At 69.4% G+C, this 21,698-nt stretch carries 19 protein-coding genes; 16 read left to right on the top strand and 3 right to left on the bottom strand.

Features of this window, described 5'->3' with window-relative positions; all coding sequences use genetic code 11:
• Window positions 1-15 precede the first annotated feature (15 nt).
• Window positions 16-1,143: a hypothetical protein gene (locus EHF44_RS17195; protein ID WP_124684770.1), complete on the bottom strand. Its 1,128-nt coding sequence runs from the start codon at window positions 1,141-1,143 to the stop codon at window positions 16-18.
• Between the two features lie 105 nt (window positions 1,144-1,248).
• Between EHF44_RS17195 and EHF44_RS17190 the strand changes: the two genes are divergently transcribed.
• The 4 genes from EHF44_RS17190 to EHF44_RS17175 all read left to right on the top strand — a co-directional run bounded on the left by EHF44_RS17190 (window position 1,249) and on the right by EHF44_RS17175 (window position 6,746).
• Window positions 1,249-2,499, top strand: a complete 1,251-nt coding sequence (locus EHF44_RS17190; protein WP_124684769.1) for a lipoprotein-releasing ABC transporter permease subunit — start codon at window positions 1,249-1,251, stop codon at window positions 2,497-2,499.
• 19 nt (window positions 2,500-2,518) lie between these two features.
• Window positions 2,519-3,238 carry a lipoprotein-releasing ABC transporter ATP-binding protein LolD gene (lolD, locus tag EHF44_RS17185; protein WP_253700121.1) on the top strand — a complete coding sequence of 240 codons (720 nt, stop codon included), beginning with the start codon at window positions 2,519-2,521 and terminating at the stop codon, window positions 3,236-3,238.
• 12 nt (window positions 3,239-3,250) lie between these two features.
• Window positions 3,251-4,078 (top strand): TatD family hydrolase, encoded by an 828-nt coding sequence (locus EHF44_RS17180; RefSeq protein WP_124684767.1) that lies wholly within the window; start codon window positions 3,251-3,253, stop codon window positions 4,076-4,078.
• A gap of 136 nt (window positions 4,079-4,214) precedes the next feature.
• Window positions 4,215-6,746: a DNA internalization-related competence protein ComEC/Rec2 gene (locus tag EHF44_RS17175; RefSeq protein WP_124684766.1), complete on the top strand. Its 2,532-nt coding sequence runs from the start codon at window positions 4,215-4,217 to the stop codon at window positions 6,744-6,746.
• Between the two features lie 4 nt (window positions 6,747-6,750).
• Here EHF44_RS17175 and EHF44_RS17170 read toward each other — a convergent pair whose 3' ends face one another.
• The gene (locus EHF44_RS17170; RefSeq protein WP_124684765.1) at window positions 6,751-7,731 is read right to left on the bottom strand and encodes a MurR/RpiR family transcriptional regulator; all 981 of its coding nucleotides are present in this window, start codon (window positions 7,729-7,731) and stop codon (window positions 6,751-6,753) included.
• Window positions 7,732-8,127: 396 nt separating this feature from the next.
• Between EHF44_RS17170 and edd the strand changes: the two genes are divergently transcribed.
• The 12 genes from edd (at window position 8,128) to ftsB (ending at window position 21,215) form a co-directional block, all read left to right on the top strand.
• Window positions 8,128-10,020: a phosphogluconate dehydratase gene (gene edd / locus EHF44_RS17165; RefSeq protein WP_124684764.1), complete on the top strand. Its 1,893-nt coding sequence runs from the start codon at window positions 8,128-8,130 to the stop codon at window positions 10,018-10,020.
• A gap of 145 nt (window positions 10,021-10,165) precedes the next feature.
• Entirely contained in the window at window positions 10,166-10,690 is a 525-nt protein-coding gene (locus EHF44_RS17160; protein WP_124684763.1) for a gluconokinase, read from the top strand.
• Between the two features lie 235 nt (window positions 10,691-10,925).
• Window positions 10,926-12,401: a circularly permuted type 2 ATP-grasp protein gene (locus EHF44_RS17155; protein WP_124684762.1), complete on the top strand. Its 1,476-nt coding sequence runs from the start codon at window positions 10,926-10,928 to the stop codon at window positions 12,399-12,401.
• Window positions 12,402-12,433: 32 nt separating this feature from the next.
• On the top strand, window positions 12,434-13,393 hold the full coding sequence (locus EHF44_RS17150) for an alpha-E domain-containing protein (RefSeq protein ID WP_124684761.1): 960 nt from the start codon (window positions 12,434-12,436) through the stop codon (window positions 13,391-13,393).
• Window positions 13,394-13,469: 76 nt separating this feature from the next.
• Window positions 13,470-14,294, top strand: a complete 825-nt coding sequence (locus tag EHF44_RS17145; protein WP_216643969.1) for a transglutaminase family protein — start codon at window positions 13,470-13,472, stop codon at window positions 14,292-14,294.
• A 135-nt stretch (window positions 14,295-14,429) separates the two neighbouring features.
• Window positions 14,430-15,233, top strand: coding sequence for a peptidase (locus EHF44_RS17140; RefSeq protein WP_124684759.1), 804 nt, complete (start codon window positions 14,430-14,432; stop codon window positions 15,231-15,233).
• A gap of 130 nt (window positions 15,234-15,363) precedes the next feature.
• Window positions 15,364-16,197, top strand: a complete 834-nt coding sequence (locus tag EHF44_RS17135) for an alpha/beta fold hydrolase (protein ID WP_124684758.1) — start codon at window positions 15,364-15,366, stop codon at window positions 16,195-16,197.
• A 139-nt stretch (window positions 16,198-16,336) separates the two neighbouring features.
• On the top strand, window positions 16,337-17,989 hold the full coding sequence (locus EHF44_RS17130; RefSeq protein WP_124684757.1) for a CTP synthase: 1,653 nt from the start codon (window positions 16,337-16,339) through the stop codon (window positions 17,987-17,989).
• A gap of 27 nt (window positions 17,990-18,016) precedes the next feature.
• Window positions 18,017-18,886: a 3-deoxy-8-phosphooctulonate synthase gene (gene kdsA, locus EHF44_RS17125; protein ID WP_124684756.1), complete on the top strand. Its 870-nt coding sequence runs from the start codon at window positions 18,017-18,019 to the stop codon at window positions 18,884-18,886.
• A gap of 100 nt (window positions 18,887-18,986) precedes the next feature.
• Complete coding sequence (locus EHF44_RS17120) at window positions 18,987-19,277, top strand: DUF1330 domain-containing protein (protein WP_124684755.1); 291 nt, start codon at window positions 18,987-18,989, stop codon at window positions 19,275-19,277.
• 63 nt (window positions 19,278-19,340) lie between these two features.
• A complete protein-coding gene (gene eno, locus EHF44_RS17115; RefSeq protein ID WP_124684754.1) occupies window positions 19,341-20,630 on the top strand; it encodes a phosphopyruvate hydratase in 1,290 nt (429 codons plus the stop codon).
• 243 nt (window positions 20,631-20,873) lie between these two features.
• Entirely contained in the window at window positions 20,874-21,215 is a 342-nt protein-coding gene (gene ftsB / locus EHF44_RS17110) for a cell division protein FtsB (RefSeq protein ID WP_124684753.1), read from the top strand.
• 75 nt (window positions 21,216-21,290) lie between these two features.
• On the opposite strand, the gene EHF44_RS17105 is transcribed toward ftsB, so the two are convergent.
• Complete coding sequence (locus tag EHF44_RS17105) at window positions 21,291-21,689, bottom strand: hypothetical protein (RefSeq protein WP_124684752.1); 399 nt, start codon at window positions 21,687-21,689, stop codon at window positions 21,291-21,293.
• Window positions 21,690-21,698: the final 9 nt, after the last annotated feature.

Raw genomic sequence — 21,698 nt, 5'->3', positions numbered from 1 at the left:
GTCTGGATAAGTCGGTCAGGCGGCCATGGCCAGGTTCGAAAGCAGCGCGCGCCAGTCGCCCCGGGCACCCATGCCGCGCCAGAACTTGCGCAGGTCGGCGCGCGTGACGGTGAATTCGGCAAAGTGGTTTTCCCCGCCCAGCACCAGCGTGACGGCCTGGAGCCGGCCGGCGGCCAGCGCGTCGAGCACGGGCTGGAACCAGTCGGCATCGAGCGCGTGCATCTGGTCCAGCCACAGGCCCCAGTCCGATGCGATATGGGCCTGCGTGGCGCCGTCGAGCATCACCATCGCGCTGCCGTCCGTGGCGTCCAGCGCGGCAAAGCGGGCCGGCGCCGGGCCCGTCCGGCTGCCGGCGGCCAGCGCCAGGCCGGCCATGAACGGGTCGTCGGTCAGCACCGTGTCGGCCAGCTTGCGCACCGTGCCGGCCTGGCCGCCGCCATGGAGCCAGACCGAGTTGACCGGCAGCTCGCCGGCGTCCTCGCGGGCCGCGTTCACGGGATGGGCGTGCCAGGTCATCTGGATCTCGTTCTGCAGCCGGCGCCAGTCGCGGGCGCGCGGGCCGGCCTGCATCCAGATGTCGATATTGCGGCCGGTGGCGCGCACCGGCGTGGTGGCTTCCAGGTCGCCGAACACGTCGGCCGGCACGTACCAGCGGGCCGGGTGGGGCGCCTCCAGCGGGATGCCGGTCTCGGCCATCAGGTCGGCAATGGCGGCGCGCAGCGCGTCGGCCTCGTTCGGGCGGATGGCGATCTGGTCGGGATGCAGCAGCACCAGGTGGTCGCGCGCGGCATGGATGTGCACCGGCTGCAGGCAGGCCCAGCCGGCCGGGGCGGCATCGGGCGCATCGGGCGTGGCCGGCAGACCGGCGGCGGCGCGGTCGGCCAGCCGCATAAAGGGCGCAGTCGGCACCCGGGCCGTGTCCAGCCCGGCGCGGGCGGCCAGCCAGCGTTCCTGCGGCAGCGATCGCAGGTACGGGTCGTCGTGCGTTTCGCGGGGTCCCGGGGTGGCGCGCGTCAGCAACTTTCCGAGCGCGGGCAACTCCAACTGGCGCAGCAGCGCGCCGGGGACGACGTCGTCCGTGGCGTCGTCGCCGGCGCCAGGCGGGACGGAAAAGGGCACAATCAGGGTCAGGTGCGTCATCATGGTTCGCGAGATTGTAAACTTCCGGCTGGCTGGCGCCAGTTTTCCGTCACCCGTGACAGGGTAGACTGCCGCCCGGCGCATTCCCAGAACAACAGGACTCTCCTCTTGAACTTCCCCTACGAGTGGCAGATCGGCTGGCGATATACCCGCGCAAGCAAGCGGGCCAGCCGCAATACGTTCATTTCGTTCATCTCGATGATCTCGATGCTCGGCATCGCCCTGGGCGTGGCCGCGCTGATCGTCGTGCTGTCGGTCATGAACGGCTTCCAGAAAGAGGTGCGCGACCGCATGCTGTCGGTGCTGTCGCACATCGAGGTCATCGGCGCGGCCCCGCTGCAGGACTGGCAGAAGACCGCCGCCGAGGCCGAGCGCAACAAGGAAGTGGTGGGCGCCGCGCCCTACGTGGCCGCCCAGGCCATGCTGACCCGAGACGACGCCGTGCGCGGCGTGCTGCTGCGTGGCGTGGACCCGGCGCAGGAGCCGAAGGTGTCGGACATCGGCAGCCAGTTCCGCGCGGGCAGCATGAACGCGCTGGTGCCGGGCGGCTTCGACATCGCGCTGGGCAGCGAACTGGCCAGCGCGCTGGGCGTGCGCGTGGGCGACAAGGTCACGCTGGTGGCGCCGCAGGGCACCATCACGCCGGCCGGCATCCTGCCGCGCCTGAAGCAGTTCACCGTGGTCGGCATCTTCTCGTCCGGGCATTACGAATTCGACAGCGCGCTGGCGCTGGTCAACATGGAGGACGCCGAGGTGCTGTTCCGCCAGAACGGCCCGTCCGGCGTGCGGCTCAAGCTGCAGGACATGCAGCGCGCCCCGCAGGTGGCCCAGGAACTGGCCGGCACCATGAGCGGCGACCTGTACCTGCGCGACTGGTCGCGCCAGAACCGCAACTGGTTCGCGGCCGTGCAGACCGAGAAACGCATGATGTTCATCATCCTGACGCTGATCATCGCCGTGGCGGCCTTCAACCTGGTGTCGACGCTGGTCATGACCGTGACCGACAAGCAGGCCGACATTGCCATCCTGCGCACGATGGGCGCCCAGCCGCGCTCGATCATGAAAATCTTCATCGTCCAGGGCGTGGCCATCGGCTTCATCGGCACGGTGCTGGGCGTGCTGGGCGGCACGCTGATCGCCACCAACATCGACGTGATCGTGCCGTTCATGGAACGCCTGCTGCACGTCCAGTTCCTGCCCAAGGACATCTATTTCATCAGCGAACTGCCTTCGGACCCCCGCGTGAACGACATCGCCACCATCGGCATCATTTCCTTCGTGCTGGCCACGCTGGCCACGCTCTACCCAAGCTGGCGGGCCGCCCGCGTGAACCCGGCGGAGGCGCTGCGCTATGAGTGACACGACGCTGATCCGCGAGATGGAGGCCGCCGCGCCCGCCGGGGCGGCGCCGGCCGGCGGCACGCCGGTGCTGGTGGCGGAGGGCCTGACCAAGCGCTTCCGCCAGGGCGGGCTGGACGTGGACGTGCTGCGTGGCGTGGACATCCGCATCGATGCCGGCGAGAAGGTGGCCATCGTCGGGGCGTCCGGCTCGGGCAAGTCCACGCTGCTGCATGTGCTGGGCGGCCTGGACAACCCCGACGCGGGCCGCGTGGCGCTGCTGGGCAAGCCGTTCACGGCGCTGCGCGAGAAGGAACGCAACATCGTGCGCAACCGCGCGCTGGGCTTCGTCTATCAGTTCCACCACCTGTTGCCCGAGTTCACGGCGCTGGACAACGTGGCGATGCCGATGCGCATCCGCGGCCTCAACGAGCAACCCGCCCGCGACGCCGCCCAGGCCATGCTGGAGCGCGTGGGGCTGGGCGGCCGGTCCAGGCACCGGCCCGGCGAGCTGTCGGGCGGCGAGCGCCAGCGCGTGGCCATCGCGCGCGCGCTGGTGGGGCAGCCGGCCTGCGTGCTGGCCGACGAACCCACCGGCAACCTCGACGACCACACGGCGGGCGGCGTCTACGATCTGATGCTGGAGTTGTCGCGCACGCTGGGCACCAGCTTCGTGATCGTCACCCACGACATGGACCTGGCCGGCCGCTGCGACCGCGTCTTCCGCCTGCGCGACGGCCACCTGCATCCGGAACGCTGACCCGGCCGGCCCATGTGGATCGATACCCACTGCCACCTCGATGCGGCCGAGTTCGACGCCGACCGTGACGCCGTGATCGCGGCCGCCACGGCGGCGGGCGTCTCGGGCATCGTGCTGCCGGCCGTGGCGGTGGCCAACTTCGACGCCGTGAGCGGGCTGGCCCAGCGCCACGCGCACTGCGTCTACGCGCTGGGCATCCATCCGCTGTGCACGCCCGGCGCCGGCCAGGCTGACCTGGATGCGCTGCGCGCCCGCGTGGCCGCGGCCATCGACGACCCGCGCCTCGTCGCCATCGGCGAGATCGGGCTCGATTTCTTCGTGCCCGGCCTGGACGCCGCGCACCAGACCTGGCTCTACACCGAGCAGCTCAAGATCGCCCGCGAATTCGACCTGCCGGTGCTGCTGCACGTGCGCAAGTCGCAGGACCAGGTGTACGCGGGGCTGCGGCGGGTGGGCGTGCGGCAGGGCATTGCCCACGCGTTCAACGGCAGCCACGAGCAGGCGCGCCGCTATGTCGAGCACGGCATGAAGCTCGGCTTTGGCGGCAACGTCACGTTCTCGCGGGCGCGGCAGATCCGCCGGCTGGCGGGCGAACTGCCGATCGAGGCCATCGTGCTGGAAACCGACGCGCCCGACATCGCCCCGGCGTGGCTGTCCGACGACCAGTTCGGCGAGCAGCACAAGGCGCGCAACACGCCCGGCGAGGTAGCCGGCGTGGCGCGCGTGATGGCCGACCTGCGCGGCCTGCCCGAGCGCGAACTGGCCGATGCCATGTGGCGCAACGCCGTGGCGGCCCTGCCACGGCTGGCCGCCTTTGCCGACGTGATGGCGCCGCGCTGAGCGCGTCTTTCCTCCTTTTTCCTCCGCTTTCCCTCCGTTTTAACCTGTTGACACATCGCCGCAGCAGACGGACACGTTTTGCCGTGTGCCGGCGCGGTACAACTACGCCCGTTGTTCAACCGGTCGGAGGGTTTCGATGCGCGTGCTGCTGCTGGCGTTGGTGGCGGGCTGCTGGCTGCTGCAGCAACAGGCTGAACTGCCGGCGTCGCGCGCGTGGTGGATCGGCTGGGCCGTGGCGGCCATGCTGGCGGGCGCGCTGCTGGTGCGCGGACGCCCGGCCTGTTGGCGTGATGCGCGCTGGGCACTGGTCATCGCTCTGGCCGCGCTGGCGGCCTTCGGCTGGGCCGCGTGGCGCGCGGAGCTGCGCATGGACCGCTGGCTGCCGCCGGACCTGATGGCGCGCGACCTGGTTGCCGAGGGCGTGGTGGCGGGCCTGCCCGACGACGCCGGCCATCGCACGCGGTTCCGCTTCAACGTGGCGCGCTGGGACGACGATCGGGCGCAACGCGCCGGCGTGTCGTCGGTCATGCTGACGTGGCGCGATCCACCGGAACGGCTGGTGCCGGGGCAGCGCTACCGGCTGACGGTGCGGCTGCGGCCGCCGCGCGGGCTGGCCAATCCGCATGGGTTCGACTACGCGTACTGGCTGCTCGCCGAAGGGATCGACGCCACGGGCTACGTGCGGGAGGGCCAGCCAGCCGGGGGCGACGACGGCGCGCTGCCGTGGATGGTCCGCGTCGCGGCGTGGCGGGCGGCCGTGCGCGACCACCTGCGCGCGGCGATGCCGGCCGATGCGCGGTACGGGCCGGTGCTGGTGGCACTGGTGATCGGCGACCAGCGCGGCATTGCGCAGGCCGACTGGGAGGTGTTCCGGCGCACCGGCATCTCGCATCTGGTCAGCATTTCGGGCCTGCATATCACGATGGTCGCCGGGGCGGCCGGCGCGGTGGCGCGCGGGCTGTGGCGACGGTCGTTCGGCCTGGGCGGCGTGCTGCGGCGGCCCTTGCCGCTGCGCTGGCCGGCGCAGCAGGCCGGACTGGTGGTGACGGTGCTGGCCGCGCTCGGCTATGGCCTGCTGGCCGGCATGCAGATTCCGGCGCTGCGGACGGTCACGATGCTGATCGTGGCGGCCGTCGCGCTATGGAGCGGCCGGGCGCCGCCGGTGTCGGTCGTGCTGGCGTGGGCGGCCGGGGTGGCGGTGGCCATCGACCCGTGGGCCGTGATGTCGCCCGGCTTCTGGCTGTCGTTTGGCGCCGTGGCGGTGATCTTCTTCCATGCGCGGCGGCCGGAGGCGGGCGAGCAGGAAGCGGCGGGGCAGGAAGCGCGGGGCGGCGGGGCGCCTGTCATCGGCCAGGGCTTCGGCGGGTTCGTCGCGCGCTGCTGGCGGCGGATTGTCCGGGCACTGGTCGAGGCCGCGCGGGCGCAGTGGGCGGTGACCGTCGGGCTCGTGCCGTTGACGCTGCTGCTGTTCGGGCAGGTGTCGGTGGTCTCGTGCCTGGCCAATGCCGTGGCAATACCGGTCGTCAGCCTGTTCGTGACGCCAATGGCGCTGGCCAGCGCCGTACTGCCCGCCGACGTGGCGACGATGCTGCTCGGCGTGGCCCACGCGCTGCTGGCATCGCTGGTGGACGGGCTGGCGTGGCTGGCGGCGCCGTCATGGGCGGTATGGGAAGCCGCGCAGCCGGGGTGGCTGGTCACCGGCCTGGCGCTGGCCGGTGTGGTGGTGCTGCTGACACCGGGCCGGGTGCGGCTGCCCCGGTTGCGGGCGAAAGCGGGTGGCCGGGCACTGCCGCGCTGGCCCGGTGCGGTACTGATGCTGCCGATGTTGCTCGGCGGGCGCGACGCCATCGCGGAAGGGGAAATGCGGGTCACCGCGCTCGATGTCGGGCAGGGCACCGCCGTGCTGGTCGAAACGCGCCGGCATGCGCTGCTCTATGACGCGGGGCCGTCCTACGTATCGGGCGCCAGCGCGGGCGCGCAGGTCGTCGTGCCGTACCTGCGTGCCGTCGGCGTGCGCCGGCTGGACATGCTGATGGTCAGCCACGAGGACGCGGACCACGCGGGTGGCGTGCTCGATGTCATGCGCGCGGTGCCGGTCAGCGCGCGCCAGACCGCCGCTGCGCCCGGTCACCGGCTCCTGACCCTGCCGGGACGGCCGTGGGTACCTTGTGCTGCCGGGGCAGGGTGGGTGTGGGACGGCGTCCGGTTCGACGTGATGCATCCCACGGCGGAAGACCTGACGCGCGCGACGCTATCGAGCAACGCCAGAAGCTGTGTCCTGCGCGTGGCAACGGCCCACCGCAGCGTGCTGCTGACGGGCGATATTGGCGTGAACGAGGAGCTGGGGTTCATCGCCCGGGCGCCGCCGGCCCAGGTGCGGGCCGACGTGCTGGTCGTGCCGCACCATGGCAGCGGCACGTCGTCGCATGTGGCGTTCCTGCGGGCCGTCCAGCCGGCGGTGGCGGTCTTCCAGCTCGGGTTTGCGAACCGCTACCGGCATCCGCGCGAGGACGTCTGGCAGCGGTACGGGCGAGCCGGCATCGCAAGGTACCGGACCGACGAGACCGGCGCGGTCACGATCGTCACGGATGGCGACGGGCTGCGGGTGGTGCCGTATCGGCAGCATGTCCGCCGCTACTGGCGCGACCGGCCGCCGGCGCCGCGTTGAAGGGCTAGTCGACCTTGGCGGGCGTCCTGCCGCGCCGGGCGGACGGGGCCGGGGACGCCTTGGATGCTGGCTTGGGGGATTTCCTTGGGGCGCGTGTGGTGGCGGGGGTGTCGGTGTCCTCGGGCTGCGCGGCCAGCGGGGCCGGGTCGGCGCCGGCGATGCGGCGCTCGCGCAGGTGGGCCTTGGCGCGCTGCAGGCCGGCGGCGACAGACTCCGCGCGTTCCAGCGCCACGCCGGCGGCCAGCACGTCGCCGAGGACGAGGTGGCAGATGCGCGAGGTCATCGGCGTGTAGACCTCGCTGTCCTCCTCGACGTCGGAAAACACGCAGACGTCGGCCAGCCGGGCCAGCGGCGACCCGCTGTGGGTCAGCGCCAGCACGCTGGCCCCGCTGCCCCGGGCCAGCGTGGCGGCGGCCAGCATGTCCCAGGTGCGGCCGCTGTTGGACACGAGCACGGCCACGTCGCCGGGCCGGAGCAGGGCGGCGGACATGCTGAAGACGTGCGAATCGGAGTAGGCCGTGGTGGGAATGCCCAGGCGGAAGAACTTGTGCTGGATGTCGAGCGCGACGATGCCGGAGTTGCCGCAGCCGTAGAACTCGATGCGCCGGGCGCTGGCCAGCAGGCGGATTGCGTGCTCGATCTGGTCGGCGGACAGCGCGTTGCGCACGCTCATCAGCGTGGCGATGGTGCGGTCGAACACCTTGCCGGCGATGTCGGCCGGGCGGTCGCTGGCTTCCACGTCCTGGTGGACGAACGGCGTGCCGCCGCCGACGTTCTGGGCGAACTGGAGCTTGAATTCCTTGAAGCCGTCGTAGCCCAGCGCGGCGCAGAAGCGGGCGATGGTGGGCTGCGAGACGCCGGCGCGCTCGGCCAGTTCCGGCATGGTCAGGCGGATGACGCTGGCGCCGTGGCGGGCCACATAGTCGGCCAGCCGGCGTTCGGACGGGCGTAGCGTGTCGTAGACGGCGAGGATTCTGTCGCGCATGGTGAGGGTCGGACGGGAGGTCGTGGGTGTCGTACCGGGCTTCTGGTTGTACCGGGCTTCGAGCTTCAGCTTCTCGGCTTCGCTTCTCGGCTTCGCTTCTCGGCTTCGCTTCTCGGCTTCGCTTCTCGGCTTCGCTTTTCGGCTTCGGTGGCAGCCCTGAATTTTGTAGAGATTCTACACATTTGAATCATGAAATCGAACCATTGTTGCGTGACGTCGCCCTCGGGATTTACCCGGATTCCACTGGAATTTGCGCGTATAACGCCATTTCGCCGCCGAGGCAAGGCTTCCGGGCGCCTCCCGGCCGTGGCTATAATGTAGAAAATCTACAGATTCGGACGGCCCCGGGCTGCATTGACTGCCCGTTCGGATCGCCCCACGAGGACCCATTCCGCCATGACCCAAGCCGCCAGTGGCAATGTCCGCGCCGAAATCTCGGCCGTGACCCAGCGCATCATCGAACGTAGCCGCACCAGCCGCGCCGCCTACCTGGCGCGCTGCACGCGCGCGCAGCAGGACCTCGGGCCGCTGCGCGGCATGTCGTGCGCCAACCTTGCCCATGGCTATGCGGCGCTGCCGGCCGACGACAAGCTCAAGCTGCGCGTCGAGCATGCGCCGAATCTCGGCATCGTCACCGCCTACAACGACATGCTGTCGGCGCACCAGCCCTACGAGCGCTACCCAGCCGTGATCCGCGAGGCCGCCCGTGCCGTGGGCGCCGTGGCGCAGGTGGCGGGCGGGGTGCCGGCCATGTGCGACGGCATCACGCAGGGCAATGCCGGCATGGAGCTGTCGCTGTTCTCGCGCGACGCCATCGCCATGGGTACCGCCGTGGCGCTGTCGCACAACACGTTCGACGCCGCGCTGATGCTGGGCGTCTGCGACAAGATCGTGCCCGGCCTGCTGATGGGCGCGCTCCAGTTCGGCCACCTGCCGGTCGTCTTCGTGCCGGCAGGCCCCATGGCGTCGGGCCTGTCGAACAAGGAAAAGGCGCGCGTGCGGCAGCTCTACGCCACGGGCCAGGTGGGCCGGGATGCGTTGCTGGAGGCCGAATGCGCGGCCTACCACGGCGCGGGTACCTGCACGTTCTACGGTACCGCCAACAGCAACCAGTTCCTGATGGAAGTCATGGGCCTACACATGCCGGGCGCGGCGTTCGTGCATCCGGACAGCGGCCTGCGCGATGCGCTGACCACGGCGGCGGCCCAGCGGGCGCTGGCGCTGATCGCCCGCGGGCGCGAGTACACGCCGCTGGCGCAGATCGTCGACGAGCGCGCCATCGTCAACGCCATGGTGGGCCTGCTGGCCACGGGCGGGTCGACCAACCATACGATTCACCTGGTCGCTATGGCGCGGGCGGCCGGCATCCTGATCGACTGGAACGACTTCGACCAGCTCTCGGCCGTGACGCCGCTGCTGGCCCGGGTCTATCCCAACGGGTCGGCCGATGTGAACCACTTCCATGCGGCCGGCGGCGTGGCCTTCGTGATCGGGCAACTGCTGGACGCCGGGCTGCTGCACGAGGACGTCAACACCGTGGTCGGGCGCGGGCTGGCCCGCTATACCGAGGAACCGGTCATGACCGACGGCAAGCTGCGCTGGCGCGACGGGCCCACCACGAGCGGCGATACCGCCGTGCTGGCGCCCGCGTCGGCGCCGTTCTCGGCCGAGGGCGGGCTGCGGCTGATGGCCGGCAACCTCGGACGCGGCGTGATCAAGGTCTCGGCCGTGTCCGACGAACACCGCGTGGTCGAGGCGCCGGCGCGCGTCTTCGACTCGCAAGAGGCGCTGCAGGCCGCCTTCGAGGCCGACGAGCTGAACCGCGACGTCGTGGCCGTGGTGCGCTTTCAGGGGCCGAATGCCAATGGCATGCCCGAACTGCATCGGCTGACGCCGGCGCTGGGCGCGCTCCAGGATGCGGGCCACAAGGTGGCGCTGGTGACCGACGGGCGCATGTCCGGCGCGTCCGGCAAGGTGCCGGCTGTGATCCACGTCGGCCCCGAGGCGCTGGCCGGTGGCCCGCTGGCGCGCGTGCGTGACGGCGACATCATCCGCGTCGATGCGGTGGCCGGCACGCTCGAACTGGTGGGCGACGCCGCCGCGCAGCAGGCGTTCGCGGCCCGTCCGGCCGCGCCGGCACCGGCCGACCCGTTCGCGGACTTCAGCATGGGTCGCGGGTTGTTCGGCCTGTTCCGACGCCACGCCCGCATCGCCGAGGAGGGCGGCAGCGCGCTGGACCTGTCCGAGGCCGACGCGGCTGTCCAAACGGGCGCCGCCGTCGCACAATAGGCGCCGTCAGGGCGCCGGCTTTCTTCCGAAACTTTGTATTCCCCGGCCAGGGCGTGCCGGGGCACCGCCGTGCCGCGCCGCACGTGGCCGGCGGCTACCGACAAGGGTGGCAACACCACCCGACACCATGTTCGATGGAGCAGACATGATCTATATCCTGATGGGCGTTTCCGGCAGCGGCAAGACCACGGTCGGCCAGTTGCTGGCGCAGCAACTGCACTGCGGCTTTCATGACGCCGACAGCTTCCACAGCGAGGCCAACAAGGCCAAGATGCACGCTGGAGTGCCGCTGACCGACGAAGACCGCTGGCCGTGGCTGGATGCCATGCGCGCGGCCATCGACACCGCCCGCGCCGAAGGCCGGACCCACGTGTTCACCTGCTCCGCGCTGCGCCAGGCCTACCGCGACCGCCTGACCCCGTCCGACGGCGGCGTGACGTTCGTGTTCATGAAGGGCGATGCGGCAACGATCGGCAGCCGGCTGTCGGTCCGCTCGGACCACTTCTTCAACCCGGCGCTGCTGCAGAGCCAGTTCGACACGCTCGAAGAACCGCACGACGCGCTGGTGCTGGACATCCGCCGCCCGCCCGAGGCACTGGTGCAGGACATCCTGAGCAAGTGCCCGCCGGATTCGGTGTCGTGCGGGAGAGGCGAGCAAACCAGGCCGTAGGGCCTGCCACCCCCACCCCCTGGCGCGCATCTTGCTAAATCGTTCCGCGTACCCCAACCCTGCCAGATGCATGCCCCTTGCGGGTTTGGCCGGTACGGATATGCTTCAAGCGTCGACTCGACGAGGCATCGATAACAAGGGCGGCTGGCGGTATGGCCGTGCGGGACGGGACCGGTAGCTGGCTGGCGGCACGGCCCGGGCGGCGGGCGCCCACATCCACGAAGGAGCGGCCATCATGGCGGCGCGGTTTTTCGACGAGATGCTGGAAGGGCGGGAGGACGGCACGGTGCCGGCCATCGAGGCCGGGCAGGCGTTGCCGCAGGGCGCGGTGCGGCCCCATTACCGGAGCTTTGCCGACTGGCTGGGCCGGCAGTCGGCGGCGACGATGGACAACAAGCGTGCCGAGGCCGACCTGATCTTTCGCCGGGTGGGCATCACGTTCGCGGTCTACGGCGACAAGGACGAGTCCAACAGCGGCACCGAGCGCACCATTCCGTTCGACGTGATCCCGCGCGTGTTTCCGGCCAGCGAATGGGCCACGCTGGAGCGCGGCCTGCGCCAGCGCGTGGCGGCGCTGAACCGGTTCATCCACGACATCTACCACGGGCAGGACATCATCCGCGCGGGCGTGATCCCGCCGGACCAGATCTACAACAACGCCCAGTACCGGCCCGAGATGCTCGGCATCGACGTGCCGCGCGACATCTACGCCCATGTGGCCGGCATCGACGTGGTGCGTGCCGGCGAGGGCGAGTTCTATGTGCTGGAGGACAACCTGCGCGTGCCGTCCGGTGTGTCGTACATGCTGGAAAACCGCAAGATGATGATGCGGTTGTTCCCGGACCTGTTCGCGCGCAACCGCGTGGCGCCCGTGGCCCACTACCCGGACCTGCTGCTCGACATGCTGCGCAGCGTGTCGCCGCAGAACATCGCCGATCCCACCGTGGTCGTGCTCACGCCGGGCATGTACAACTCCGCCTACTTCGAGCACGCCTTCCTGGCCCAGCAGATGGGCGTGGAGCTGGTGGAAGGCAGCGACCTGTTCGTCGACGACGACCACCTGTACATGCGCACCACGCAGGGCCCGCAGCGCATCGACGTGATCTACCGCCGCGTGGACGACGACTTCCTGGACCCGCTGGTGTTCCGGCCAGACTCGGCGCTTGGTGCCGCCGGGCTGCTGTCGGTCTACCGGGCCGGCAACGTGACCATCTGCAACGCCATCGGCACCGGCGTGGCCGACGACAAGTCGATCTATCCGTACGTGCCGGACATGATCCGCTTCTACCTGGGCGAGGAGGCGATCCTGTCCAACGTGCCGACCTACATGTGCCGGCGGCCGGACGACCTGCAGTACGTGCTGGACCACATGGCCGACCTCGTGGTCAAGGAAACGCACGGCGCGGGCGGCTACGGCATGCTGGTGGGGCCGGCGGCCACGAAGGCCGAGATCGACCAGTTCCGCGAAGTCGTGAAGGCCCGCCCCGAGCAGTACATCGCGCAACCCACGCTGGCGTTGTCCACGTGCCCGACCTATGTGGAATCGGGCATCGCGCCGCGCCACATCGACCTGCGGCCGTTCGTGCTGTCGGGCAAGGAGGTACGCATGGTGCCCGGCGGCCTGACGCGCGTGGCGCTGCGCGAGGGGTCGCTGGTGGTGAATTCGTCGCAGGGCGGCGGCACCAAGGACACCTGGGTGCTGGAGCGCTGATCCATGACCGCCGACCGCCGGGAGAACCTGCCATGCTGAGCCGCACCGCCGACCACCTGTTCTGGATGGCCCGCTACACCGAGCGCGCGGAAAACACCGCGCGGATGCTCGACGTCAACTACCAGACCTCGCTGCTGCCGCAGTCGGCCGAGGTGGCCGAGCAGGGCTGGTGGGCGATGCTCGACATCTCCGAGCTGACCCGCGCCTACGACCACAAGTACGGGCTGCTGCACCGCGACGACGTGATCGACTTCATGGTGCGCGACATGACCAACCCGTCGTCGATCATGAGCTGCCTGCGCGCGGCGCGCGAGAACGCGCGGGCGGTGCGCGGGTCGCTGACGACCGAGGTCTGGGAGACCATCAACACCACGTGGCTGGACGTCCAGCGCATGATCGCCGATGGCGAGCTGCGCGACGACCCGTCGCGCTTCTTCGAATGGGTCAAGTTCCGCTCGCACCTGGCGCGCGGCGTGCAGTTCGGCACGATGCTCAAGGACGACGCGTTCCACTTCATGCGGCTGGGCACGTTCCTGGAGCGGGCCGACAACACGGCGCGGATCCTCGATGTCAAGTTCCAGGCGTCGGCGCGCGAGCACGGCGACCTGGACCCGAACCGCGAGCAGAACGACTTCTACCACTGGGCCGCCGTGCTGCGGTCGGTCTCGGGCTTCGAGGTCTACCGCAAGATCTACCGCGCCGTCATCACGCCGCAGCGCGTGGCCGAGCTGCTGATCCTGCGGCCGGACATGCCGCGCTCGCTGGTGTCCAGCCTGGACGAGGTGGTGGCGATCCTGGCGCTGGTGCGCAACCAGCAGTCGGCCGAGACCGAGCGCCAGGCTGGTAAACTCCACGCCGACCTCAAATACGCGCGCATCGACGACATCTTTGCCGTCGGGCTGCACGCCTTCCTGACCAGCTTCCTCGAACGCATTGGCGACCTGGGCAACGGCATCAGCCAGGACTTCCTGGTGCCGCTGCTGGCGGCCTGAGCGCCACCCGGGTGCCGGGCACGCCACGTCGCTGGCCGGCAGGGCGGCAAGGCATGCCATGTGCGCGATACGCAACGTGAAATACAAGATCCACCACAACACCGTCTACCGATACACCGAAGCGGTCCGCCGCAGCGTGCATGAGCTGCGGCTGGCGCCGCGTTCGGGGCCGCTGCAGTCGGTCGAGACGTGGCAGCTTTCGGCGCCGGGCAACCTGTCCGAGGCGCGCGACGGCTTTGGCAACATCGTCCACAACTTCACGATGACGGGCCCGGCCCATACGATCGCCATCGCGGCGTCGGGCGAGGTGGAGGTGACGGCCGGCGAGGGTGGCGACCACCGCGCATTCGTTGATGTGCCTGTGCCTGGCGAGTCGCGCGTGTCGCCGCTCTACTTCATGGCCGGCACGCCACTGACCGAGGCCCCGGCCGACATGCGCGCGTTCGCCGCGCCGTACCTGGCGGCCGGCCACGACGCCCCGGCGCTGGTGGCGCTGGCCGGCGGCATTGCCGACCGCGTGCGCTACCAGGCCAATACGACCCACGTCGGCACGTCGGCCGCCGAGGCGTTCCGCGAAGGCAGCGGCGTCTGCCAGGACCAGGCCCAGGTGATGGTGGCGGCCTGCCGGGCGCTCGGCATCCCGGCGCGCTATGTCAGCGGTTACTTCTACGACCCGGCCGCCACGGCGCTGGCCAGCCACGCCTGGGCCGACGTCTGCCTGGACGCGGCGCAGGGCCTGTGGTGCAGCATCGACGTCACGCACCGTTGTGTGACGGACGCGCGCCATGTGCGGCTTGCCGTGGGGCGCGACTACGCGTCGGCCGCACCGATCCGGGGCATCCTGGAAGGCGGCGCCGGCGAGACGCTGGAAGTCGATATCTCGATCACGCCCGTTTCCTGACGGTTGTTCCGCCCGCTCCGGGGGGCGGGCGCCGGGCAGAATGTCCGCGCGCCGTTCAAACGCTTGACCCCCAGGGCTTCCCCATTTCCGCGACCGGCTAGAATGCAAGCTTGCCGTCGCCAACCATTGATACTCATGACGTATTGCGTAGCCATGCGGCTCGATGCCGGCCTGGTATTCCTGTCCGATTCCCGCACCAACGCCGGCGTGGACGCCATTTCCACGGCCCGCAAGATGACCGTCTTCGAGGAACCGGGCGACCGCGTGATGGTGCTGATGACGGCCGGCAACCTGGCCATCAGCCAGTCGGTGCGCCAGTTGCTGGCCGAGGCGCGCGACGAGAAGCGGTCGCTCTGGACGGCCCGCGACATGTTCGAGGCCGCCTCCATCGTCGGCGACGCCGTGCGCGCCGTGCACAAGCGCGACGCCCACGCGCTGCGCGAGGCCGGCATCGACTTCAACGTCAGCATGATCTTTGGCGGCCAGATCCGTGGCGAGCGCCACCGGCTGTTCAACATCTACGCGGCGGGCAACTTCGTCGAGGCCACGCCCGAGACCTGCTATTTCCAGATTGGCGAGGCCAAGTACGGCAAGCCGATCGTCGACCGCGTGGTGTCGCCGTCGCTGCCGCTGGGCGAAGGCGCCAAGTGCGCGCTGATCTCCATGGATTCGACGCTGAAGTCGAATATCTCGGTGGGCCTGCCGCTGGACCTGCTGGTCTACGAGACCGATTCGCTGCGCGTGACGCGCTTTGTCAACATCGACGAGAAGAACGCCTACTTCCGGATGATCCGCGACACCTGGGGCCATCGCCTGCGGCAGGTCTTTGGCGAAATCAGCAACCCCGAGTGGGACGCCACCCAGCCGGCCGAATTTCCGCTGGCCCGCGACGACGTGGACCGCTGGGGCCAGCCGGTGCGCGCGCGCCGCGAGCGGTAGGGCGGCCGGCGGCCGACGCCCGGCGGGTAGAAGGATTCCCCTACGCGCCGGACGGGTCGGGGGCCCCGAACGGCGCGGGCGCGGCATTACACTCTGCGGCGATCCTTATCTTCCCGACGCCATCGCCCCCATGCGCGACCTCCTGCTGTTCTCCCATGCCAACGGCTTCCCCGTGCCGACCTACCGCAAGCTGTTCGGCGCGCTCGAAGACGAATTCGAGATCCGCGCGGTCGAGCGCTACGGCCACGACCCGCGCCTGCCGGTCACGCGCGAATGGCCGAACCTCGTCGAGGAACTGCTGCGCGAGATGGCGCAGGCCCGGCGCGGCGGCGACGATCCGCGCAAGGTCTGGCTGGTCGGCCATTCGCTGGGCGGCTTTCTGTCGCTGATGGCGGCACTGCGCGATTCCCGGCACGTGCGCGGCGTGGTCATGCTCGATTCGCCGATCATCGCCGGCTGGCGGGCGTCGCTGCTGCGGGCGTCGCAGGTGCTGGGGCTGGACGAGAAACCCAGCCCGGCGGCGGTGACGAAAAAGCGCCGCACCCACTGGCCCGATGCCGAATCGGTCTGGACTCACTTCCAGGCCAAGCGCAACTTCCAGGTCTGGGACCCCGACGTGCTGCGCGACTATGCCGAACACGGCACCGAGCCCACCGGCCGCGCCGCCGAACGGCGCCTGCGCTTCGACCGCGACGTCGAATACCGGATCTACCGCACGCTGCCGACCAGCCTGGGCCGCCGCGTGGCGCAAGGCGTGCCGGTGCCGGTGGGCTTTGTCGCCGGCACGCGCTCGCGCGAGGTGCGGCAGGTGGGGCTGGGCGCCACGCGCAGGCTCGTCGGCGAGCGCCTGCGCTTTGTCGAGGGCGGCCATCTTTATCCGATGGAACGCCCGCTGGAGACGGCCGGCGTGGTGCGCGACCTGATCGGCGGAATGCGCCAGGCCGAGGGGCAGGCCGGGCGTTGACGGCGGCGCGCCGCTGCCGGGCGGCGCATGCGCCGCAGGCGGCCGGGCAGGGCCCCGGGACACCCCGTTGTCACAAATTCCGGGTCGGCGGCGCTCGGGCTCTCATGTATAATCCCGATTTCCCCGGCAAGCTCGGTTTATGACCAAATTCGTCTTCGTCACCGGTGGCGTCGTCTCTTCTCTCGGCAAGGGCATCGCTGCTGCTTCGCTCGCGGCCATTCTCGAGTCGCGCGGCCTCAAAGTCACCCTCCTCAAGCTCGATCCCTACATCAACGTCGACCCCGGCACGATGAGCCCCTTCCAGCATGGCGAGGTGTTCGTGACCGAGGATGGCGCTGAAACCGACCTGGACCTTGGCCACTACGAACGCTTCGTGTCGGCCAAGATGCGCAAGTCGAACAACTTCACGACGGGCCAGATCTACGAGTCGGTGATCCGCAAGGAGCGCCGCGGCGAATACCTGGGCAAGACCGTGCAGGTCATTCCCCACATCACCAACGAGATCCAGGCGTTCGTGGAACGCGGCGCGGCCGCTTCGCACGACGGCAAGGCCGACGTGGCGCTGGTGGAAATCGGCGGCACGGTCGGTGACATCGAGTCGCTGCCGTTCCTGGAGGCCGCGCGCCAGATGAGCCTGCGCCTGGGCCGCAACCACTGCGCGTTCGTGCACCTGACGCTGGTGCCGTTCATCGCCAGCGCGGGCGAGCTGAAGACCAAGCCGACCCAGCACTCGGTGCAGAAGCTGCGCGAGATCGGTATCTCGCCCACGGCGCTGCTGTGCCGCGCCGACCGCCCGATCCCCGACGACGAGCGCGCCAAGATCTCGCTGTTCGCCAACATTCCGCAGGACGCCGTGATCTCGGTGTGGGATGCCGACAGCATCTACAAGATCCCGCAGATGCTCAACGAGCAGGGGCTGGACCGCCTGATCTGCGAGGAACTGCGCCTGGACCCGAAGCCGGCCGACCTGTCGATGTGGCAGAAGCTGGTCAACGCGCAGGAAAACCCCGAGCACGAGATCAAGATCGGCATGGTCGGCAAGTACGTCGACCTGACCGAGTCGTACAAGTCGCTGATCGAGGCCCTGCGCCACGCGGGCATGCACACGGCCACGCGCGTCAATATCGAATACATCGATTCCGAGGAACTGGAATCGGGCCACCTGGAAGTGCTGCAGCCGCTGGACGCCATCCTGGTGCCGGGCGGCTTCGGCAAGCGCGGCACGGAAGGCAAGATCCGCGCAATCCAGTACGCCCGCGAGAACAAGGTGCCTTACCTGGGCATCTGCCTGGGCATGCAACTGGCCGTGATCGAGTTTGCTCGCCACGTGGCGAGCATGGCCGACGCCAACTCGACCGAGTTCAACCTGGAGACCGAGCACCCCGTGGTGGCGCTGATCACCGAGTGGGTGGACCGCGAAGGCAAGGTCGAGCAGCGTTCGGCCGAGTCCGACCTGGGCGGCACGATGCGCCTGGGCGCCCAGCGCGTGCCGGTGCAGGCCGGCACCAAGGCCGCGCAGATCTACGGCGCGGAGGTCAACGAGCGCCACCGCCACCGCTACGAGGTCAACAACCACTACGTGCCGCAGCTGGAAGCGGCCGGCATGGTGATCTCGGCGCGTACCCCCACCGAGAACCTGCCGGAAATGATGGAGTTGCCGGCGTCGATGCACCCGTGGTTCGTCGGCGTCCAGTTCCACCCGGAATTCACCTCGACGCCGCGCGACGGCCATCCGCTGTTCAAGGCGTACGTGGAAGCCGCGCTGGCCGCGCAGCAACGCAAGGGCGCCTGACGCCGCGCGACGAAGGAGAGAGAAGCCATGAAACTGTGCGGATTCGATGTCGGCCTCGACAAGCCGTTCTTCCTGATCGCCGGCCCCTGTGTCATCGAGTCCGAGCAGATGGCACTCGACACGGCCGGCCAGTTGAAGGCCATCACGGCCGAACTGGGCATCCCGTTCATCTACAAGTCGTCGTTCGACAAGGCCAACCGGTCGTCGGGCAAGTCGTTCCGCGGCCTGGGCATGGAGAAGGGCCTGGAGATCCTGGCCACGGTCAAGCGCGAGATTGGCGTGCCGGTGCTGACGGACATCCACGAGATCGACGAGATCAAGCCCGTCGCGGCCGTGGTGGACGTGCTGCAGACGCCGGCCTTCCTGTGCCGCCAGACCGATTTCATCCGCGCCTGCGCGCAGAGCGGCCGGCCGGTGAACATCAAGAAGGGCCAGTTCCTGGCGCCCCACGACATGAAGAACGTGATCGACAAGGCCCGCGACGCCGCGCGCGAAGCCGGCCTGGCCGACGACGTGTTCATGGCGTGCGAGCGCGGGGTCTCGTTCGGCTACAACAACCTGGTCTCGGACATGCGCTCGCTGGCGATCATGCGCGAGACCGGCGCCCCGGTGGTGTTCGACGCGACCCACTCGGTGCAGTTGCCGGGCGGCCAGGGCACCAGTTCGGGCGGCCAGCGGGAGTTCGTGCCGGTGTTGTCGCGGGCGGCCGTGGCCACCGGCGTGGCGGGCCTGTTCATGGAGACCCATCCGGACCCGAGCAAGGCGATGTCGGACGGCCCGAACGCGGTGCCGCTGTCGCGGATGAAGGAACTGCTGGCCGTGCTGAAGGACCTGGACACCCTGGTCAAGCGCGCCGGCTTCCTGGAAGACAACTTCGGCTGGCCGGCCTGCGCCTGACCCAGCCTGCAGTACCCGCCGCCCGCGCCCGCCGCGGGCGGTGTCGCTTCCGGCGACGCGCCGGTATCGAAAGACAATACAAAAGATTCGGAGATAGCGTATGGCCGCCGGCCTTATCATCGCGTACGTCGACGTGACCGACCCCCAGCAGTACGAGCAATACAAGGTGCTTTCCACGCGCGCCATGCAGGCGCACGGCGCGGAGGTGCTGGTGCGCGGCGGCCGGACCGAGCCGCTGGAGGGGGATTGGGCGCCGACGCGCGTGGTCGTGCTGAAGTTCCAGAGCTACGAGGCCGCCAAGGCTTTCTACGACAGCGAGGAATACCTGGCGGCGCGCCGCTCCCGCGAGCACGCGGCAAAGATGAACATGATCGTCGTGGAAGGCGCCTGAGACTTCCACCCGTCATCTTGCACGTAGAAGATTCACGAAGATTCAACAGTCCTGAGAGGAAATATGAGTGCAATCGTAGATATCATCGGTCGCGAGGTGCTGGACTCGCGCGGCAATCCCACGGTCGAGTGCGACGTGCTGCTGGAGTCGGGCGTGATGGGCCGCGCGGCCGTGCCGTCGGGCGCATCGACGGGCTCGCGTGAAGCCATCGAACTGCGTGACGGCGACAAGTCGCGCTACCTGGGCAAGGGCGTGCTGAAGGCCGTCGAGCACATCAACACCGAAATCTCCGAAGCCATCATGGGCCTGGACGCGTCCGAGCAGGCGTTCCTGGACCGCACGCTGATCGAGCTGGACGGCACCGAGAACAAGGGCCGCCTGGGCGCCAACGCCATGCTGGCCGTGTCGATGGCCGTGGCCAAGGCCGCCGCCGAAGAGGCCGGCCTGCCGCTGTACCGCTACTTCGGCGGTTCGGGCGCCATGCAGATGCCGGTGCCGATGATGAACATCGTCAACGGCGGCGCGCACGCCAACAACAGCCTGGACATCCAGGAATTCATGATCATGCCCGTGTCGCAGACCAGCTTCCGCGAAGCCCTGCGTTGCGGCGCCGAGGTGTTCCACGCGCTCAAGAAGATCCTGGCCGACAAGGGCATGTCCACGGCCGTGGGCGACGAAGGCGGCTTCGCGCCGAACTTCTCGTCGAACGAGGAATGCCTGAACACGATCGTCCAGGCCATCGAGAAGGCCGGCTACAAGGCAGGCGAGGACGTGCTGCTGGCGCTGGACTGCGCCGCGAGCGAGTTCTACCACGAGGCCGAGGACGCCTACGCGCTGGAAGGCGAGGGCCTGAAGCTGTCGTCGACGCAGTTTGCCGACTACCTGGCCAACCTGTGCGACAAGTTCCCGATCGTGTCGATCGAGGACGGCATGGCCGAGGGCGACTGGGAAGGCTGGAAGACGCTGACCGACAAGCTCGGCAAGCGTGTGCAGCTGGTGGGTGACGACCTGTTCGTGACCAACACCAAGATCCTGAAGGAAGGCATCGAGAAGGGCATCGGCAACTCGATCCTGATCAAGATCAACCAGATCGGCACGCTGACCGAGACGTTCGCCGCCATCGAGATGGCCAAGCGCGCCGGCTACACCGCCGTGATCTCGCACCGCTCGGGCGAGACCGAGGACAGCACCATCGCCGACATCGCCGTGGGCACCAACGCTGGCCAGATCAAGACCGGCTCGCTGTCGCGCTCGGACCGGATCGCCAAGTACAACCAGCTGATCCGCATCGAGGAAGACCTGGGCGACATCGCCACGTACCCGGGCAAGAGCGCGTTCTACAACCTGCGCTAAGCCCCGGCGCGCGGGTGGCCTGGCCGCCCGCACGCATGAAAAACGCCGCTGCCGGATTGCCGGCGCGGCGTTTTTTTCATCGAAGCTGTGGCGATTGTGCCGATGGCGGACGGCCGGCGCACCGTTGTTGCGCTTTGTAGCGTCTTTTGTTTTGCAATCTTCGGCCGCTTGATGGATCATTGGTGCCCATCGGAAACGTCCGACACGCCCTGACACGCCCTTTCCCTAGCGGCTTTTGCTCCGATGCGCCTGATTTCCCTGCTGCTGTTCGTGCTGTTGCTGGCCATTCAGTACCCGCTCTGGCTGGGCAAGGGCGGCTGGCTGCGCGTCTGGGACCTGAACCGCCAGGTGACCGAGCAGGCCACGCACAACCAGGGCCTGAAGCTGCGCAACGCCAAGCTGGAAGGGGAAGTGAAAGACCTGCAGGACGGCACCGGCGCCATTGAGGAACGAGCCCGCTACGAACTCGGCATGGTCAAGGACGACGAGGTATTCGTCCAGTTCGTCGCCCCGGCGCCGAAGGTCAGCGCCACGCCGCCGCTGCCGCCGCCCGCGAATTCCGTCGCCGGACGCGGCGGCCACTAGCCATCAGGGCCACCAGAGCTACCTGGCTGGCGGGCCGCTGCCGTCCCCGCCTCCTCCATCAAACCGGTACGCCGGTTACCACCAGCCGTACGGGTAGCCGCCCCAGCCGTAGCCGCCGTAGCCCGGTGTGCTGAATCCGACGCCGGCGCCCCAGCCGCTCCCCCATCCGCCCCCGCCCCATCCACCGTAGTAGAGACTCATGCTCGTGTTCGGGTAGGCGTACGCCGCGCGGCTCCATGCCGCGGCCTGCTGCTCGCTGGCCATCACGGCGGCCTGCTCGCGCAGGATCTGCTGGTTCAGCGTGGCCAGCCGCTCGCGCTCGGCGTCGTTGAGCGGGGCGGGCGGGGTGGACCCCGGCGCCAGGCGCGCCGTGGCGGGCACGCCGTTCACATCGCGCGGCACCGGCGCCGCGCAGCCGGCCAGCACGGCCGCGCCGACGGCCACGGCCAGCAGGGAAGGAAAGATCGCAGTCATGTCGGACTC

The sequence above is a fragment of the Cupriavidus pauculus genome (genome assembly GCF_003854935.1).
In the GTDB taxonomy this organism is placed as follows: domain Bacteria; phylum Pseudomonadota; class Gammaproteobacteria; order Burkholderiales; family Burkholderiaceae; genus Cupriavidus; species Cupriavidus pauculus_C.
The sequence above is the reverse complement of the archived record's forward strand: the minus strand, read 5'-3'. Positions and strand labels throughout refer to the sequence as shown.

What these genes read in the sequence shown, in the direction of transcription:
- EHF44_RS17195 (WP_124684770.1), bottom strand. Translation starts at nt 1,143, where the DNA reads ATGATGACGCACCTGACCCTGATTGTGCCCTTTTCCGTCCCGCCTGGC.
- lolD (WP_253700121.1), top strand. Translation starts at nt 2,519, where the DNA reads ATGGAGGCCGCCGCGCCCGCCGGGGCGGCGCCGGCCGGCGGCACGCCG.
- EHF44_RS17180 (WP_124684767.1), top strand. Translation starts at nt 3,251, where the DNA reads ATGTGGATCGATACCCACTGCCACCTCGATGCGGCCGAGTTCGACGCC.
- EHF44_RS17175 (WP_124684766.1), top strand. Translation starts at nt 4,215, where the DNA reads ATGCGCGTGCTGCTGCTGGCGTTGGTGGCGGGCTGCTGGCTGCTGCAG.
- EHF44_RS17170 (WP_124684765.1), bottom strand. Translation starts at nt 7,731, where the DNA reads ATGCGCGACAGAATCCTCGCCGTCTACGACACGCTACGCCCGTCCGAA.
- edd (WP_124684764.1), top strand. Translation starts at nt 8,128, where the DNA reads ATGACCCAAGCCGCCAGTGGCAATGTCCGCGCCGAAATCTCGGCCGTG.
- EHF44_RS17160 (WP_124684763.1), top strand. Translation starts at nt 10,166, where the DNA reads ATGATCTATATCCTGATGGGCGTTTCCGGCAGCGGCAAGACCACGGTC.
- EHF44_RS17155 (WP_124684762.1), top strand. Translation starts at nt 10,926, where the DNA reads ATGGCGGCGCGGTTTTTCGACGAGATGCTGGAAGGGCGGGAGGACGGC.
- EHF44_RS17150 (WP_124684761.1), top strand. Translation starts at nt 12,434, where the DNA reads ATGCTGAGCCGCACCGCCGACCACCTGTTCTGGATGGCCCGCTACACC.
- EHF44_RS17140 (WP_124684759.1), top strand. Translation starts at nt 14,430, where the DNA reads ATGACGTATTGCGTAGCCATGCGGCTCGATGCCGGCCTGGTATTCCTG.
- EHF44_RS17135 (WP_124684758.1), top strand. Translation starts at nt 15,364, where the DNA reads ATGCGCGACCTCCTGCTGTTCTCCCATGCCAACGGCTTCCCCGTGCCG.
- EHF44_RS17130 (WP_124684757.1), top strand. Translation starts at nt 16,337, where the DNA reads ATGACCAAATTCGTCTTCGTCACCGGTGGCGTCGTCTCTTCTCTCGGC.
- kdsA (WP_124684756.1), top strand. Translation starts at nt 18,017, where the DNA reads ATGAAACTGTGCGGATTCGATGTCGGCCTCGACAAGCCGTTCTTCCTG.
- EHF44_RS17120 (WP_124684755.1), top strand. Translation starts at nt 18,987, where the DNA reads ATGGCCGCCGGCCTTATCATCGCGTACGTCGACGTGACCGACCCCCAG.
- eno (WP_124684754.1), top strand. Translation starts at nt 19,341, where the DNA reads ATGAGTGCAATCGTAGATATCATCGGTCGCGAGGTGCTGGACTCGCGC.
- ftsB (WP_124684753.1), top strand. Translation starts at nt 20,874, where the DNA reads ATGCGCCTGATTTCCCTGCTGCTGTTCGTGCTGTTGCTGGCCATTCAG.
- EHF44_RS17105 (WP_124684752.1), bottom strand. Translation starts at nt 21,689, where the DNA reads ATGACTGCGATCTTTCCTTCCCTGCTGGCCGTGGCCGTCGGCGCGGCC.